Origin of the sequence: Mycobacterium uberis (assembly GCF_003408705.1) — a bacterium.
In the GTDB taxonomy this organism is placed as follows: Bacteria; Actinomycetota; Actinomycetes; order Mycobacteriales; family Mycobacteriaceae; genus Mycobacterium; species Mycobacterium uberis.
In genome coordinates this window covers 73,889-90,360 of the sequence record NZ_QAYL01000002.1, presented here as the reverse complement: position 1 = coordinate 90,360, position 16,472 = coordinate 73,889, and the positions used below count along the sequence as shown (strand labels likewise).

Genomic DNA, 16,472 nt, shown 5'->3' with positions numbered 1-16,472 from the left:
CACAGTGACAGAATGCTGCAGCCTCTACTTCGTCTGGATCCGAATCACTGCGGTCGTGCCCGGTGGGCTGCTGACGGGAACGAGTACCGCCGACGCGGCCTCTGTCGTCGTGTTTCTGTTAACGCCGATGCCTTCATCACCAACTCCTCGGACTGAGTTATTTGATCGCCTGGGTGCCCACCTGGTCCGGTGCATAGGCCCGAGTGTCGAATACGCCGACATTCGCCCCTATAGTGTTTGGTAGCTAATTGTGTATCGTGAACTGGCCAGTGAGTGTACGCCGCGGCCAATTGCACGTTACGCAGCTATTGAAGCCACCGAGCGAGTCGTGCGCGGCGCAACTTAGGTGGTGCAGACCGCGCTGTGACGCGGTGATTGTGCTGGGATTGTCGCATTTGGAGGTACTCCTCCGCGATGGCTTGGCACGGATATGGGACGGCACCATATTCTATAAGGGTGCTCGATACCGCGCTCGGCGCTGGTGACTGATTTGAAAACAGAAAAGCATAGACTGGAATATTGGTGCCGAGCGCAGCCGCTCCCGCTGGGGCGCTAGTTGTTGCGTTTTCTCCACCTGGCTCGACACGGAATCCACGTTGGCGTTTATTGAACTCCGCAAATGTGGCCATGTGGTGGTCGCCGTCGACGTTCTGGACGGCTCCCCGTTCGAAGGTGAGTATGATCCCCTAGTGGTTCGGATGTGAGCGCTGCAGCGCTCTGTTATGTAGCGTGACATGGCCACTGCGGGTGTCTATGCACTGTCCGGGCAAGGGATCACAGCCTGAAGTAGTTGATGGGTGTGTTCCCCACTGTCACCGTCGGATGCCGGGACCGGTATGCGGAAAGCAATGATATGACCTTGATCCCGCGACTCGTTATCCAAATTTTGTCGGCCGTTTTCAGCCTTCTGGTGGCGGGGTCGGCCGCCGTCGGATCCAACGGGCTAGCAGCTGTCGTAGCCGCAGTAGCCGTGATTGGCGTGGTGGTAGCTACTGCGTTTCGATCGGCCGCAACGCTTGCCGTATTGCTGTCGGTGTGCACGATAGTGGGGTCTAATCCGTCGCAAGAGCTTGTTGCACTATCCGGACTGTGTACCTACCTGGTATTCTGATTGGCGGCTGACATGCCTGTCGCCTTTTCGAGAAGCTGACCGACAATTGTTGCTTATGTTCATCGAGGTTGGTTGTGACGTTGTTCCCGCTGAAATTGTCCTGGTTGCCTTTGGTTAGTGTCGCTCGCTGTACTGGTGATCTATGCGTTGGCCGCCTGCCCACTCGTGGTCTGACACGAGGCTCAGTGCGCCAGGTGGGCGGCTCGATCCGCCAATTCTAGTAGCGGTTGTGGTGTGATACCCACCGCTACTGTGACTGCGGCGCAGACTGCGATGGCAAATTTGCTCAAGAAGCTTGGCTGCGCCACTTGTGGTGTTTTGTCGGATGCTTCGGTGAAGAACATAAATACAATCACTCGCGCATAGAAATACGCCGCGACTCCGCTGAAGATCACCCCGACAATGACCAGCGGTACTGCTCCACTCTGCGCGGCCGCCTTGAAGACCGAGAACTTGCTGACGAATCCACTCGTCAGCGGAATGCCGGCGAAAGCGAGCAGAAAGATGGACAACACCACGCCCACAAGGGGTGAGCGTTGTCCCAGTCCGGCCCAATGGGACAGGTCGGCGTCCTCTGAACCTGCTGAGCCGTCGCGGTTGCGGATCAGGCCGACGACTGCAAATGCACCTACGGCGCTGAAGCTATAGGTGACTAAATAGAACAACGTCGCAGACAGTCCCGCCGCGTTGTCAGCGATCATCCCGGTGAGGATGAACCCGACATGCGCGACCGATGAATAGGCCAGCATCCGCTTGACGTCGGTTTGGTTCACCGCAGTGATGGTACTGACTGCCATGGTCAGGATAGAAATTATCCACAGTACCGGGCGCCAGTGGTCATGCAGCGGAGGCAGTGTGACGTAGAACAGCCGCAGCAGGGCGCCGAACGCCGCAACCTTAGTAGCTGCCGCCATGAATCCCGTAATCGGAGTGGGCGCACCTTGATAGACGTCGGGTATCCAAGAGTGGAACGGGACCGCGCCGACCTTGAACAGCAGACCAACCGACACCAGTGCGGCGCCGACCAACGCCATCGAATTGTTACTGCGCGTGAACAGTCCATCGCGGATGCCAATCAGGGTCAGGGTGCCGGTAGCACCGTAGAGCAACGCCACGCCGTAAAGAAAGAATGCCGACGAGAACGCGCCTAGTAGGAAGTACTTCATCGCAGCTTCCTGTGACAGCAGGCGGCGATGACGGGCCAGTCCGCACATCAGGTATAAGGGCAACGATAGAACTTCCAGCGCAACGAACATTGTTAATAGGTCATTAGACGCTGGAAATGCCATCATGCCGCCAACTGCCAACATTGCCAATGGGAAAAGCTCCGTCTGGGTGACGCCAGCGTGCTGCGCTTCGCGTTCGGCTTCGCTGCCCGGGACCGCAGATGCTTGCGAAGTAAAAGAATCCAATCCGCCTGTGTGCCAAGTGGCTCTGATCCTCATCGCCACTGTGGATTTGGTGGTGTGCTCGGTTACAGTGCGTTCGGCGATAAAGATGACTGCCAGCATAGCGACCAGCAGTACAGTGCCTTGTAGCAATAGCGTCGGTCGGTCAATGGCGATGGCGCCCAACACTGCTGTGCGACCGGACACCGGAATCGACCTTGCCACTAAGACGACCGCAAGGGACGCTGCGATCAAGCCACTGAGCGTAAGCGTTACCTGGATGCTATAACGGATTCGCCTGGGCAGGAACGCTTCAGCCAGAACACCGGCAACTGCGACGGCAAAGACGATGAGCATCGGGCATAGCAGGAAATACTCGATGCTGGGGGCTGGCAGGTTCATCGTTACGGTCCTTCGGCTGTCTTGGGCGGCACGTTTGGTTCGGGATTATGCTGGCCAATAGTGATCATGGTGTTCTCGACTGTGGGATTGATCAGGTCTAGTGCCGGCTTAGGGTAGATTCCGAGCGCGATCAGCAGCGCGATTAGCGGTGCTAAGACAATGATTTCACGCGGCGTCAAATCGCCGATTTGTTCACTGCCTCGGGCTATCGGCCCGGTCATTATCCGCTGGTAGAGCAGGAGCATGTAGATGGCCGACAGGACCAAGGCGGTAACGCTAAATGCTGCCGCCAGCCAGTAGCGGTTGAAAGTTCCTAACAGGACCAGGAATTCGCTGATGAATGGGGCCAGACCGGGCAGCGACAAGGTCGCCATGGCCGAAACCATGAAGGTGCCGGCTAGAACCGGAGCCACTTTCTGCACGCCGCCGTAGTCGGCAATCGCTCTGCTGCCGCGCCGTGCTATTAGGAAGCCCGCGATCAAGAAAACCGCGGCTGTGGACAGGCCGTGATTGAGCATGTATAGCGTCGACCCGCTCTGCCCTGGGCTGGTCATCACGAAGATCCCGAGGATGATGAACCCAAAGTGCGAAATCGAAGTGTATGCTATCACCCGCATGATGTCAGTCTGGCCGATAGCTACAATCGCACTGTAGATAACTCCGGTGACGGCCAACACGACGATCAGTGGCCGGAAATACGTTGAGGCAGAAGGAAACAACTGTAGACAGTAGCGCAGCATACCGAATGTGCCGACCTTATCCATCACGGCGATCATCAGCACCGCGGTGACCGGTGTGGCCTCGACTGCGGCGTCCGGCAGCCAGCGGTGGAATGGCCACAGCGGGGCCTTGATCGCGAATGCGAACATGAAGCCCAAGAACAGTGCCTTAATTACCGCGGGATCTGCATTGTAGCGTTTGGACGCAAAACCTGCTACGATATCCTGAAAGTCGAATGAGCCAGTACTGTGTTGCGCGGTGACGATATATAGCCCTATCACCGCTGCCAACATGATAAGCCCACCAAACAGGTTGTACAGCAAGAACTTTATCGCGGCGCGTGATCGGCCGGGACCTTGACCGAAGCCGCCGATGAGGAAATACATCGGGATAAGCATGGCTTCGAAGAACACATAGAACAGCAAGACATCCAATGCGGTCACCGAGATCAGCACCATCGACTCGACGGCCAGTGTCAGAGCGACGTAGGTTTGCACGCCCCGAGTGCACTGCCCACCGTCGCTCCAGCCGGCTATCAACAGCAGTGGAATCAGCACCGCGGTCATCAGCACCAGCACTGTCACGATGCCATCCATGCCAAGGGTGTAGCCGGCCCCAAACGCCGGTATCCATCGATGGCTTTCGATGAATTGGTAAGCTGCACCATCGGTTTTAAAGTCAGCGGTGATGATGATCGCAACTGCTAGCACCAACATACTGACCACCAGGCCGGTCCATTTGGCAAGCTGTCGAAGTGCAGAGGGGAGCAGGATGATCAACACCGAACCTGCCAATGGCACTAGCCACAGTATGCTCAGCCACGGTATGTTGTTCACCAGAACCTCACCGCTAGGATCAGCGTTGCCACTAGCGCTGCGCCCGCCAGCATCAACAACGCGTAGTTGCGAGCGAAGCCGGTTTGCAATCCCCGCAGTCGATCAGAGGTTCGGACCACCAGTGTACCTAGCGTGTTGATCAAGCCATCTACACCCACGTTGTCGACTGTGATCAGTGCATCGGTAAGTTGCGCGCCGGGGTGCATGAACACCTCCTCGTTGAAAGCATCGCTGTAAAGGTCGGCGCGTGCGGCCGTCGTGAGCACCGAAACCTGGACGGGGGACACCTGGGGTATGATCGCCTTGCCGCCGTACATCCGGTACGCCACCGCAACACCGACCGTGACGACGGCCAACGCCGCCGTGGTGCTGATCCAGGACGGGAAGGTGTGGGTAGCTTCGTCATGAACGCCGACCACCGGACCGAGCCAATGCTGCAGGGTGCCGTCATAAGTCAGCAGACCGCCGGAGAACACCGAGCTGACGGCAAGCAAGATCATCGGCCACGTCATCATTTTCGGTGCTTCGTGCGGATGAGTACCTGGCGCCCAACGGCTTTGACCGAAGAAGGTCATCAGCATCACTCGAGTCATGTAGAATGCGGTGACACCTGCACCTAGCAACGTGGTGCCGCCCAACATGAAACCGTAAGTGTCGCCGATGCCTAGCGCTGCCTCGATGATGGCGTCTTTGGAGAAGAAGCCCGCGAACGGGGGCACACCGATGATTGCCAGATATGCCAGCCCGAACGTAGCGAAAGTAACCGGCAGTGTGGCCCGTAGACCGCCGTATCGACGCATGTTTTGCTCTTCGTGCATTGCGTGAATCACTGCTCCTGACCCGAGGAACAGGCCGGCCTTGAAGAAACCGTGGGTAAGCAAGTGCATGATGGCGAACGTGTAGCCGGCTGGGCCCAACCCCGCGGCCAGCACCATGTAGCCGATTTGACTCATCGTCGATGCCGCCAGCGCGCGTTTAATGTCATCCTTCGCGCAGCCGATGAATGCCCCGAACAGCAACGTGACGGCACCGACGATGGCCACGGCCAGTTGTGCGTCCGGTGCCAAGTTGTACAACGGGCCCGACCGCACTATCAGGTACACACCGGCGGTCACCATAGTGGCGGCGTGAATCAGCGCGGACACCGGAGTGGGACCCTCCATTGCGTCACCCAGCCAAGCCTGCAGTGGAACCTGTGCAGACTTAGCGCAAGCGCCCAGCAGCAACAGCAGCCCTATCGCGGTCAGCGGGCCGCGCCCTGCAGCGGGTGCTCCGGCGAACACACCGGAGTACGACAGCGTGCCGAAGGTGCTGAACATCAGAAACGTACCGACGGCGAGCCCGGCGTCGCCGACCCGGTTCATCACGAATGCTTTCTTGGCTGCCGCGGCCGCCGACGGCTTGTGGTACCAGAAACCGATCAGCAGGTAGGAGGTCAAGCCTACGCCTTCCCAGCCAACATAGAGAACTAAGTAGTTGTCAGCGACCACCACCAGCAGCATCGAGGCCAGAAACAGGTTGAGATACCCGAAAAATCGGCGTCGGTTTGGGTCTTCGGCCATGTAGCCGATCGAATAGATGTGGATTAGCGAGCCGACACCGGTGATCAGCAGCACGAAACACATGGACAGCTGGTCGACCTGTAGTCCGAAGTCGACTTGGAGCTCACCGACCGGGATCCAGCTGAACAGCTTCTGGTGGATGACGCGGTCATCTCCGGCGCGGCCGACCATGTCGACGAGTAGTGTTACGCCCACGCCAAACGCCGCGACTGCAGTGGCGCAACCCAGCCAGTGGCCCCACGGATCGGTGCGTCTGCCGCCTAGTAGCAAGATTGCGGGGCCTACCAGTGGCAGTGCCACGAGCAGCCAGGCATGTTGAGTCCCCCAAAAACTTGTCACGGTAGCGTTCTCAGCCTTTGAGTAGATTCACGTCGTCGACAGAAGCTGATTTGCGGGCACGGGAAATCGTCATGATGGTGGCCAAGCCGATGATGACTTCACAGGCGGCCACTACCATCGTGAAGAACGCGATCATTTGCCCGTCCAGGTGGCCGTGCATCTTTGCGAAGGTGACGAACGCCAGGTTGACCGCATTGAGCATCAGCTCGACACACATGAACATCACGATGGCGTTGCGGCGCAACAGCACTCCTGTGGCTCCAATCGTGAACAGCAGGGCTGAAAGATAGAGGTAGTTAGCTGGATTCACGGTGCCCCTCCCTCGATCACCTCCACCGAGGCCGAGGGCATTTCCAGACCGTCCACCCCACTGGCCCGTAATATCCGTGATACAGATAGCTCCGAGTAGGAGCCATCGGGGAGCAGCGCGGCCACGTCCACCGCGTTCTGGCGCGCGTAAACACCCGGGCTGGGAAGCGGGGTGGGATGCCCGCCGGGAAGGAAGCGTTCCTGCGAGAGCTCCCGCTGGGTCTTGTGACGCTCGAAACGTCCCCGATGCGCCAGCACCATCGCCCCTACGGCGGCGGTGATCAGCAGCGCACTGGTCAACTCGAACGCCCACAAATAGCGCGAGAAGATCAGCGCCGCTAAGCCCTCAATGTTGCCATTGGCGTTGGCTGCGGCCAGGCCGGAGAAACTTGCGTTCGTTGACACGTTGCCAATAGCAGCGATTAACAATACGCCGAACCCGACGCCGGCCATCACCCCGGCGACCCGCTGTCCGCGTAGCGTCTCCTTCAGGGACTCCGCGGAGTCGACACCGATTAGCATGAGCACGAACAAAAACAGCACCATAACCGCGCCGGTGTATACCACGACTTGCACCACACCTAAGAACAGTGCGTCGGAGATCATGTAAAACACCGCCAGAATAATCATTGTCATCGCTAAAAACATCGCCGAATAGACCGCGTTGACCGACAACACCACTCCGATCGCGCCGACCAGCGCCAGTGTGCCTAACACCCAAAACGTCACCGCTTCGCCAGTGGAGGTTCGAACGATGGTGGCAGTAGAAAGATGAGCTGCTAGATCAATCGCGGTCACTGGGCTTCTCCGGCTTTGGTCTTGGTTTTTTCTTCTCTCGCAAGCTATTTGATGTCATGTTGCTCTGGTAGTAGTCCTTATTAGTGATGCCTGGTGCTCTCGGGTGCGGCGGTGCGGTCATCCACGGCAGCAGCGGGGCCAGCAGCCTGTTTTTCTCGTAGATCAGATCGGCGCGGTTGTCACCGGCCATTTCGTATTCGTTGGTCATTGTCAGTGCCCTGGTCGGGCAAGCTTCGATGCACAAACCGCAACCGATGCACCGTAGATAGTTAATCTGGTACACTCGACCGTAGCGTTCCCCCGGCGAAAATCTCTGTTCTTCGGTATTGTTTGCGCCCTCAACGTAGATTGCGTCGGCTGGGCAGGCCCACGCGCACAGCTCGCAGCCAATGCATTTCTCCAGACCGTCTGGGTACCGGTTGAGTTGATGACGGCCGTGGTAGCGTGGCGCAACCGGGCCTGGTTTCTCGGGGTACTCCTCGGTGACCGTCTTTTTGAATATCGAACCGAGCGTTACACCGAATCCCGCTACGGCGTCTAAGAATCTAGCCACCTGCTTTCTCCTTGCTTGCACCGACTGGTAGCGGCGGTGTCGGGAATGACGGATTTGCGGCCATCGGGCGGCGCTGCGGTGCCCGAGTGCTGGCAACGCTGAACGGCTTTCGTAGCGATAGCAGCAGCGCTGTGGCAACCACAATGCTGCTGATGACCAGCACCGGGGTCCACTGCTGGAAACCCTGGTTACGCAAGGTACGGATCACTGCCGTGATCATCACCCACACCAGCGAGACGGGGATCAGCAACTTCCAGCCCAGCGCCATGAACTGGTCGTAGCGCAGTCTGGGCAGTGATGCTCGCAGCCAGAAATAGACAAACAAAAATCCGCATACCTTGGCTGTGAACCAAATTACGGGCCACCAGCCGACGTTGGCTTCTGCCCATAGGTTCAGCGGCCACGGAGCATGCCAACCGCCAAGGAACATCGTTGCGGCCAGCGCTGAAGCCGTTGTCATGTTGACGTATTCGGCGAGCATGAACATCGCGAACTTCAGCGACGAGTACTCGGTGTGGAAACCGGCTACTAGCTCACCTTCGGCTTCGGGTAAGTCGAATGGGGCCCGGTTGGTTTCACCTACCATCGAGATGAGGTAAATCATGAACGACGGCAGCAGCAGGAATACGTGCCAGATGTCTTCCTGGGCTTTGACGATTCCGGACGTTGACATGGTACCGGCGTAAAGGAAGACTGCCGCGAACGACAACCCCATCGCCACCGCATACGAGATGACTTGGGCAGTGGATCGCACGCCGCCCAGCAGCGGGTAGGTGGAGCCTGACGCCCAACCGCCCAGCATGATGCCGTACACCCCGATCGCTGAGAGCCCTAGGATGAACAGCACAGCGGCCGGAAGGTCTGTCAACTGCAATGGTGTGTGATGGCCGAACACCGACACCTGAGGGCCGAACGGGATGAACGCAAACGCGGTGAATGCCGGAATCACTGAGATGATCGGCGCCATGAAATACACGAACCGATCGATACCGCTGGGGGTGATGCTTTCCTTAAGTGCCAGCTTGATTCCGTCTGCCAGGCTCTGCAGAGCGCCTTTCGGACCCACTCGGTTTGGGCCTGGCCGCAGCTGCATATGGCCCAGCAGCTTGCGTTCGGCCAGGATCGCCACCAGCACCGTGAGCATGAGGAACACGAAGATGGCAAATGACTTGCTTAGCACCAGCCACCAGGGGTCGTGTCCAAAGGCTGTCATGCGGTTGCCTCGCGCGAAGGCGCGCTTGTGCACGTCAATATCGGTATGTCGGCGTGCTGGGAGCACCTCCCGATTGCGGGGAAACACGCATGCTCGTGGCAAGGGGTCATGCGCTCAATCCGATCTTTACTATGGCGCCAACGGTGACACCTAGTTGCTGATGCACTGTCGAACCCGGCGAGTTCAGCGGCAGCCACACCACCCGATCCGGCATGTCGGTGATAGTCAGTGGTAACGTAATCGACCCACGTGGGGTGCTAACGGTAATCGCGTCACTGTCGGCGGCACCGATCTCGGTAGCCGAGTCTGCCGACAGCCGCAGCACCGGTGCCCGCGCGGTCCTCGCCAGATATGGTTCGCCGTCTTGTAGACGGCCACCATCGAGCAGCATCCGCCAACCGGTTAATATGGCTTCACCTTGCCCTGGTTGGGCTGCCGCTAAAGCGGCGATATGCGGGGCCTCGATATCTAAGGAGGCCTGTTTCCTGTTCCAGTTGCCCAGCTCGGACAGCTCTGCGTGTACCTCCTCAACGGTGGAAAGCCCTAGATAGAAGCCCATTTCGTCGGCCAGGGCGTTGAGTACTCGATGATCTGACTGGCCGGCTTGCTGGGTAGTTCCGTGCAGTGCCGGGGCGAATTCGCGGTAGCGTCCTTCCCAGTTCATGAAAGTGCCGGATTTCTGTGTCGTCGGCGCAACTGGAAACACGACGTTGGCGTGTTCGGTGACAGCGCTGTGGCGAAGCTCTAAGCTGACTACGAAACCGACAGCATCCAGCGCGGTCAGCGCCACGTCCGGGTCAGCGAAGTCGGCAGGCTCGACGCCGCCGACCAGAAGTGCCCCTAGGGTCCCGTCGGCGGCAGCGGCCAGCATACCATCGGCGTCCCGCCCACTGGCAGTGGGTAATTCGTAGACGTGCCAAGCTGCACAGACCTGGGCACGGGCAACGGCATCGGCCAGCGGACGACCACCGGGCAGCAGGGTGGGCAGTGCGCCAGCGTCCAGTGCGCCGCGTTCCCCGGCACGACGCGGTACCCACGCCAGCTGCGCTCCGGTGGTATCGGCGAGCCGTGCCGCGGCGGACAACCCGCCCGGCACTGTGGCCAAGCGTTCCCCCACCATTATAACTGCACCAGGCGTGGCCAGCAGGTCGCGCAGTTCGCCGGTGGCCAGCCCATCTAGTGTCGATGGCTCAACGCCGGGAACGGTTTTGATAAGCCGACCGGACATCTTCTGCAGCGCGCGGGTTGCGAATGGTGCTATTGCATACACTGGTACCCTGTGTTTGCGGGCTGCTTTGCGTAACCGCAGGAACACGATGGGCGACTCGTCTTCCGGCTCGAACCCGACCAGCAGCACCACCGGCGCCGATTCCAGGTCGGAATAGCTGACGGTTACCGGCCGACCTGCGATACATGCCGCCAAAAAGTCAGCCTCTTCCGTTGAGTGTGGGCGTGCGCGAAAGTCGACATCGTTGGTGTTCAAAGTAATTCGCGCAAACTTAGCGTAGGCATAGGCATCCTCCCAGGTCACCCTGCCTCCCACCAGTACACCGGTGCGACCACGGGCCGCACCGAGCCCTTGGGCGGCGGTCACCATTGCATGGGGCCACGACGCCGGTTGTAGCGTTCCGTCAGCACCGCGGATCAAAGGAGTGGCGATCACGTCTGGCTGTGAGATGTAGTTAAAAGCCCACCGGCCCTTGTCGCAGTTCCATTCCTCGTTGACTTCCGAGTCATCGCCAGCCAACCTGCGCAATACTTTGCCGCGGCGGTGGTCAGTGCGCTGCGCACACCCGGACGCGCAGTGTTCACACACGCTTGCGCTGGACACCAGATCGAACGGGCGGGCTCGGAAACGGTAGGAGGACCCAGTCAGCGCGCCCACCGGGCAGATCTGCACCGTGTTGCCTGAGAAGTAGGAGTCGAATGGCTCGTTTGCGTAGATGCCGACCTGCTGCAGTGCGCCTCGTTCCTGCATGTCGATGAACGGGTCGCCTGCGATCTGTTCGGAGAAGCGTGTGCAGCGAGCACAAAGGATGCAACGCTCGCGGTCTAGCAGAATCTGAGTGGAGATGTTGATGGGTTTGGCGAAAGTGCGTTTAACGTCGGTGTAGCGAGAATCTGTGCGGCCGTTAGATATTGCTTGGTTCTGTAATGGGCACTCACCACCCTTGTCACATATTGGGCAGTCTAGTGGATGGTTGATCAACAGCAGCTCCATCACGCCGTGCTGCGCTTTGTCGGCGACCGCCGACGTGAATTGAGTACGCACGACCATGTCATCGGTGACCACGGTGGTGCACGACGCTATTGGTTTGCGTTGTCCCTCTACTTCGACCAGGCATTGTCGGCAGGCTCCGACTGGATCCAGCAGCGGGTGGTCACAGAACCGCGGGATTTGGATGCCCATCAATTCGGCAGCGCGAATCACCAGAGTTCCTTTGGGAAAACTATTTTCGATACCGTCGATGGTCAATGTGACCATAGTAGACTGGCTTGTCCTGTCGCCGGTTTGAGTCTCGACTGCGCTCGTCATTGAGGCCCCCTACCTTTTTGTGTCTTCCCGTCCTGTCGTGAGCATAGAATCTCGAGGGTCAAAGGGACATCCGCCTCCTTCGACATGCGAGACGTACTCGTCGCGGAAGTGTTTAATCGACGATACTACCGGGCTGGCTGCTCCATCTCCTAACGCGCAGAAGGACTTTCCCAAAATGGCTTCTGCGATGTCGGTCAGCTTGTCGAGATCTTCGTGCATGCCTTTTCCGGTTTCCAGCCGCTTGTAGATCTGATCGAGCCAAAAGGTACCCTCTCGACATGGCGTGCATTTACCGCACGACTCATGCTTGTAGAACTGGGTCCACCGGCGCACCGCGCGCACCACACAGGTGGTTTCATCGAAGATCTCCAGTGCTTTAGTGCCCAGCATCGAGCCGGCTCCACCCACGCCTTCATAGTCCAGTGGCACGTCGAGGTGCTCGGCGGTGAGCAACGGTGTCGAAGACCCACCTGGGGTCCAGAACTTGAGTCGGTGCCCGACGCGCACCCCGCCGGCGTAGTTGAGCAACTCACGCAGCGTGATACCCAGCGGAGCCTCGTACTGACCTGGGCGGGTGACGTGTCCGGACAGCGAATACAGCGTGAAGCCAGGTGATTTCTTGCTACCCATCGACCGGAACCAGTCGACGCCGCCCAGCAGTATTGACGGGACACTGGCGATTGTTTCGACGTTGTTGATCACCGTGGGGCAGCCGTACAACCCTGCTATTGCAGGGAACGGCGGACGGAGTCGTGGCTGGCCGCGCTGACCTTCCAGCGAATCGAGCAGTGCGGTCTCCTCGCCGCAGATGTAGGCGCCCGCGCCGGCGTGTACCACCAGCTCTAGGTCGAAGCCCGAACCGGCGATGTCGCTGCCCAGGTAATCGGCGGAGTACGCCTCGGCCACTGCATTCTGTAGGCGACGCAACACGGGCAGCACTTCGCCGCGTACGTAGATGAACGCATGGTTTGCCTGGATTGCGTAGGCGGCGATGATGACGCCTTCGATAAGCAGATGCGGTGTGGCCAACATCAGCGGAATATCTTTGCACGTACCAGGTTCAGACTCATCGGCGTTGACCACCAGGTAGTGTGGCTTGGCGGCCGGTCCGGTGTCGCCTTGCGGGATAAACGACCACTTTGTGCCAGTGGAAAAGCCCGCGCCGCCGCGCCCGCGTAGCCCTGAGTCTTGGACAGTGCTGATCACGGCGTCGGGCTCCATGGCCAAGGCCTTCTTCATCGCCTGGTAGCCGCGGTGGCGCTGGTAGGTTTCCAGTGTCCACGATTCGGGGTCGTCCCAGTAGCGGCTGATCATTGGGGTCAACGGTGTCGCTTCGGGGGCGGCAGAGGCAGCCATTTACTGTTCTTTCCCTGGTACGTCTGGCATTGGGGGCGCCTGCATGCCGTGTTCGCGTGCCACGTTCAGACCTGCCAATGTCGCTGCACCGACACCACCTTGCCCATCGTCTGGGCGCTGGTCTAGTAGGCCGGCCAGGCTACGCGATGTATGACGAAACGTGCGTAGTGGAGCACCGCGGGTAGGTGAGATTGGTTTGCCGGATTGGAGCGAGTCGACGAGTTCGCGTGCCGACTCCGGGGTCTGGTTATCGAAGAATTCCCAGTTGACCATTACCACCGGTGCGTAGTCGCAGGCGGCATTGCACTCGATGTGTTGTAGGGTTATCTTGCCGTCGGGGGTGGTCTGGTCATTGCGGACGTCGAGATGGTTTACCAGCGTCTCAAATATGGCGTCGCCGCCCATGACGGCACACAGTGTGCTGGTGCAGATTCCTACCAGGTATTTACCGGTCGGGCGGCGGCGGTACATGGTGTAAAAGCTGGCCACCGCCGATACCTCGGCGCCAGTCAGTCCCAGCTGATCGGCGCAGAACTTCAAGCCTGCAGGCGTCAGGTAGGAGTCCTCGGCTTGTACCAGGTGCAGCAACGGCAGCAGCGCTGAGCGGTTGTTGGGGTAACGACCGATGACCTCCTTAGCGTCGACCTCCAGCCGCGCCTTGACCTCCGACGAATACGACTGCGGCGCACCCTCGACCACGAATTGATTGGGCTCCTCAGGTGGCGGTCCGAGCCGAATGAAGACTCGCTCGCCAGTCGTTACGGCCTGTGGTTCTGTCATCGGTCCACCCCCCCCATGACCGGGTCAATGCTGGCTACCGCGGTGATTAAGTCGGCAACCATCCCACCCTCGCTCATCGCCGCGATCGACTGCAAGTTGGTGAATGAAGGATCCCGGTAATGCACCCGGTAGGGGCGGGTACCACCATCACTGACCATGTGCACGCCGAGCTCTCCGCGTGGCGATTCGACTGCCACGTAAACCTGTCCTGCTGGAACCCGGATGCCCTCGGTGACCAGCTTGAAGTGGTGGATCAATGCTTCCATTGAGTTACCCATGATCTTTGCGATGTGTTCTTCTGAGTTGCCCATGCCATCGGGGCCGACTTTCAAATCAGCCGGCCAAGCGATCTTGCTGTCCTTTACCATGGTCGGGCCGGGTCGCAACTTATCTAGACATTGTTCCACGATTTTTATCGACTCCCACATCTCTTGGAAGCGAATCCAATAGCGCCCGTAGGCATCACAAGTGTTAGCGGTAATTACATCGAATTCGTAGTTCTGGTATCCGCAGTAGGGTTCGCTTTTTCGCAGGTCGTGTGGTAGGCCGGTGGAGCGCAGGATCGGGCCGGTGATACCCAGGGCCATGCATCCGACCAGGTCTAGATAACCGACATCCTGGGTGCGTGCTTTCCAGATGGCATTTTCGTTGAGCAGCTCACCCATTTCGCGGAGTGGTTGGCGTAATTGCTTGAGAGCCTCAGCGATCTCAGTGGCAGCGTTGGGAGGTAGGTCCTGGGCCACACCGCCGGGCCGGATATAGGTACTGTTCATCCGCAGGCCGGTGATCGATTCAAACACGTTGAGGACGATCTCGCGCGCACGGAAGCCGACAAACATCGGGGTCATGGCACCCAGTTCCATGCCGCCAGTCGCCAAAGCGACTAGATGCGACGAGATCCGGTTGAGTTCCATCATCATCACCCGGATGACGTTTACCCGCTCGGGTATCTGATCGGTGATGCCGAGCAGCTTCTCTACGCCAAGGCAGTAGGCCGTTTCATTGAAAAAAGGTGACAGATAATCCATTCTGGTCACGAAGGTGACGCCTTGAGTCCAGTAACGGTATTCGAGATTCTTCTCGATTCCGGTGTGCAGATAGCCGATTCCGCATCGGGTTTCGGTTATCGTTTCCCCCTCGATCTCGAGGACCAGCCGCAAAACCCCGTGAGTGGACGGATGCTGAGGCCCCATGTTGACGACGATACGTTCACCGAGATCCGCGTTGCGGGCGGCATCGACGATCTGCTCCCAGTCCTGGCTGCCGGTGACCAGGACTGTCTCGCTTTCGTTCATTAGTTGTAACCCCTCCGCTCGTCGGGTGGAGGTATCTGCGCACCCTTGTATTCGACCGGGATGCCACCGAGTGGATAGTCCTTGCGTTGCGGGTGTCCCTGCCAGTCGTCGGGCATTTCGATTCGGGTCAGCGACGGATGGCCATCGAAGATGATCCCGAAGAAATCGTAGGTTTCGCGTTCGTGCCAATCGTTGGTCGGATAGACCGCGTACAGTGAGGGGATATGCGGATCACTATCTTGCACAGACACTTCCAGTCGGAGCCGGCGGTTATGAGTGATCGATTTCAGCGGGTAAACGGCATGCAATTCCCGGCCAGTCTCGTGCGGGTAGTGCACGCCATTGACACCTAGACACAGCTCGAAGCGCAATTCTGGCTCATCACGGAGACGTTGGGCTACCTGGACTAGCAGATCACGCTGGACGTGCAGTGTGAGTTCGTTGCGATAGACCACGACCTTCTCAATGGCGTTGTTGAGTTTGATCGCGCCGCGCTGCAACGCTTCGGCCAGTCTGTCGACCACGTCGTCGAAGTAGCCGCCGTAAGGTCGGGGGCTACTGCCCGGGAGCACGACCCGGCGCACTAACCGTCCATATCCGGAGGTGTCGCCGGTGCCGGATACCCCGAACATACCGTGGCGAACGTCGACCACCTCTTTATCTGCGTAATCCGGATGACCTACCCCGCGTGAACCCTGGCTCATCGCAGCAGGCCGCGTATCTCGATCGTGGGCTGCGCCGTCAGTGCAATTTCCTCAGCTTCGGCAATGACGCGTTCCCGGTTGACGCCCAGCGGCATTTCCTGAATCTTTTCGTGCAGCAACAGGATTGCGTTCAGCAGCATCTCCGGACGCGGTGGGCAGCCGGGTAGGTAGATATCTACCGGAACAATGTGATCTACACCCTGCACGATCGCATAGTTATTGAACATGCCACCGGATGATGCGCACACGCCCATCGCCAGAACCCATTTCGGTTCGGCCATTTGGTCGTAGATCTGCCGCAGCACCGGCGCCATCTTCTGGCTGACCCGACCAGCAACGATCATCAGATCAGCCTGCCGGGGTGTCGCCGAGAATCGCTCCATGCCAAATCTTGCTATGTCAAACCGCGGCCCAGCGGTCGCCATCATCTCGATTGCACAGCAAGCCAACCCAAACGTTGCCGGCCACAATGAGTTCTTGCGGGCATAACCAGCCACCTTCTCCACAGTTGACAGCAAAATCCCCGCCGGCAGCTGTTCTTCCAGACCCATGCTCTATCCCCAATCCCCT

General features: G+C 58.9%; 14 protein-coding genes and 1 pseudogene. 2 read left to right on the top strand and 13 right to left on the bottom strand.

Annotated elements, in window-relative coordinates; translation table 11 throughout:
* Positions 1-61: 61 nt before the first annotated feature.
* Positions 62-852: pseudogene (locus tag MUBE_RS16835) on the top strand (DUF58 domain-containing protein); the annotation flags it as partial.
* Positions 794-1,111 (top strand): hypothetical protein, encoded by a 318-nt coding sequence (locus tag MUBE_RS16830; protein ID WP_243632770.1) that lies wholly within the window; start codon positions 794-796, stop codon positions 1,109-1,111. The pseudogene MUBE_RS16835 and the gene MUBE_RS16830, both read left to right, overlap by 59 nt.
* Positions 1,112-1,293: 182 nt before the next feature.
* Here MUBE_RS16830 and nuoN read toward each other — a convergent pair whose 3' ends face one another.
* From nuoN to MUBE_RS02375, 13 genes are all read right to left on the bottom strand, one after another.
* Positions 1,294-2,901, bottom strand: coding sequence for an NADH-quinone oxidoreductase subunit NuoN (nuoN, locus tag MUBE_RS02435; protein WP_116539352.1), 1,608 nt, complete (start codon positions 2,899-2,901; stop codon positions 1,294-1,296).
* Between the two features lie 2 nt (positions 2,902-2,903).
* A complete protein-coding gene (locus MUBE_RS02430) occupies positions 2,904-4,457 on the bottom strand; it encodes an NADH-quinone oxidoreductase subunit M (RefSeq protein WP_165849651.1) in 1,554 nt (517 codons plus the stop codon).
* The gene (gene nuoL, locus MUBE_RS02425; protein WP_116539350.1) at positions 4,454-6,358 is read right to left on the bottom strand and encodes an NADH-quinone oxidoreductase subunit L; all 1,905 of its coding nucleotides are present in this window, start codon (positions 6,356-6,358) and stop codon (positions 4,454-4,456) included. The genes MUBE_RS02430 and nuoL overlap by 4 nt, the downstream gene beginning before the upstream one ends.
* A gap of 10 nt (positions 6,359-6,368) precedes the next feature.
* A complete protein-coding gene (gene nuoK / locus MUBE_RS02420) occupies positions 6,369-6,668 on the bottom strand; it encodes an NADH-quinone oxidoreductase subunit NuoK (protein ID WP_116539349.1) in 300 nt (99 codons plus the stop codon).
* On the bottom strand, positions 6,665-7,456 hold the full coding sequence (locus MUBE_RS02415; protein ID WP_116539504.1) for an NADH-quinone oxidoreductase subunit J: 792 nt from the start codon (positions 7,454-7,456) through the stop codon (positions 6,665-6,667). The genes nuoK and MUBE_RS02415 overlap by 4 nt, the downstream gene beginning before the upstream one ends.
* Complete coding sequence (nuoI, locus tag MUBE_RS02410; protein ID WP_243632769.1) at positions 7,452-8,018, bottom strand: NADH-quinone oxidoreductase subunit NuoI; 567 nt, start codon at positions 8,016-8,018, stop codon at positions 7,452-7,454. Before nuoI ends, MUBE_RS02415 begins: the two co-directional genes overlap by 5 nt.
* A complete protein-coding gene (nuoH, locus tag MUBE_RS02405; protein ID WP_116539503.1) occupies positions 8,011-9,231 on the bottom strand; it encodes an NADH-quinone oxidoreductase subunit NuoH in 1,221 nt (406 codons plus the stop codon). The genes nuoI and nuoH overlap by 8 nt, the downstream gene beginning before the upstream one ends.
* A gap of 106 nt (positions 9,232-9,337) precedes the next feature.
* Complete coding sequence (locus MUBE_RS02400; protein ID WP_116539348.1) at positions 9,338-11,767, bottom strand: NADH-quinone oxidoreductase subunit G; 2,430 nt, start codon at positions 11,765-11,767, stop codon at positions 9,338-9,340.
* 9 nt (positions 11,768-11,776) lie between these two features.
* Positions 11,777-13,123, bottom strand: a complete 1,347-nt coding sequence (gene nuoF / locus MUBE_RS02395) for an NADH-quinone oxidoreductase subunit NuoF (RefSeq protein ID WP_116539347.1) — start codon at positions 13,121-13,123, stop codon at positions 11,777-11,779.
* The gene (gene nuoE / locus MUBE_RS02390) at positions 13,124-13,903 is read right to left on the bottom strand and encodes an NADH-quinone oxidoreductase subunit NuoE (RefSeq protein WP_116539346.1); all 780 of its coding nucleotides are present in this window, start codon (positions 13,901-13,903) and stop codon (positions 13,124-13,126) included.
* Complete coding sequence (nuoD, locus tag MUBE_RS02385) at positions 13,900-15,198, bottom strand: NADH dehydrogenase (quinone) subunit D (RefSeq protein ID WP_116539345.1); 1,299 nt, start codon at positions 15,196-15,198, stop codon at positions 13,900-13,902. Before nuoD ends, nuoE begins: the two co-directional genes overlap by 4 nt.
* On the bottom strand, positions 15,198-15,902 hold the full coding sequence (locus tag MUBE_RS02380) for an NADH-quinone oxidoreductase subunit C (protein ID WP_116539344.1): 705 nt from the start codon (positions 15,900-15,902) through the stop codon (positions 15,198-15,200). Before MUBE_RS02380 ends, nuoD begins: the two co-directional genes overlap by 1 nt.
* On the bottom strand, positions 15,899-16,453 hold the full coding sequence (locus MUBE_RS02375; protein WP_116539343.1) for a NuoB/complex I 20 kDa subunit family protein: 555 nt from the start codon (positions 16,451-16,453) through the stop codon (positions 15,899-15,901). Before MUBE_RS02375 ends, MUBE_RS02380 begins: the two co-directional genes overlap by 4 nt.
* Positions 16,454-16,472: the final 19 nt, after the last annotated feature.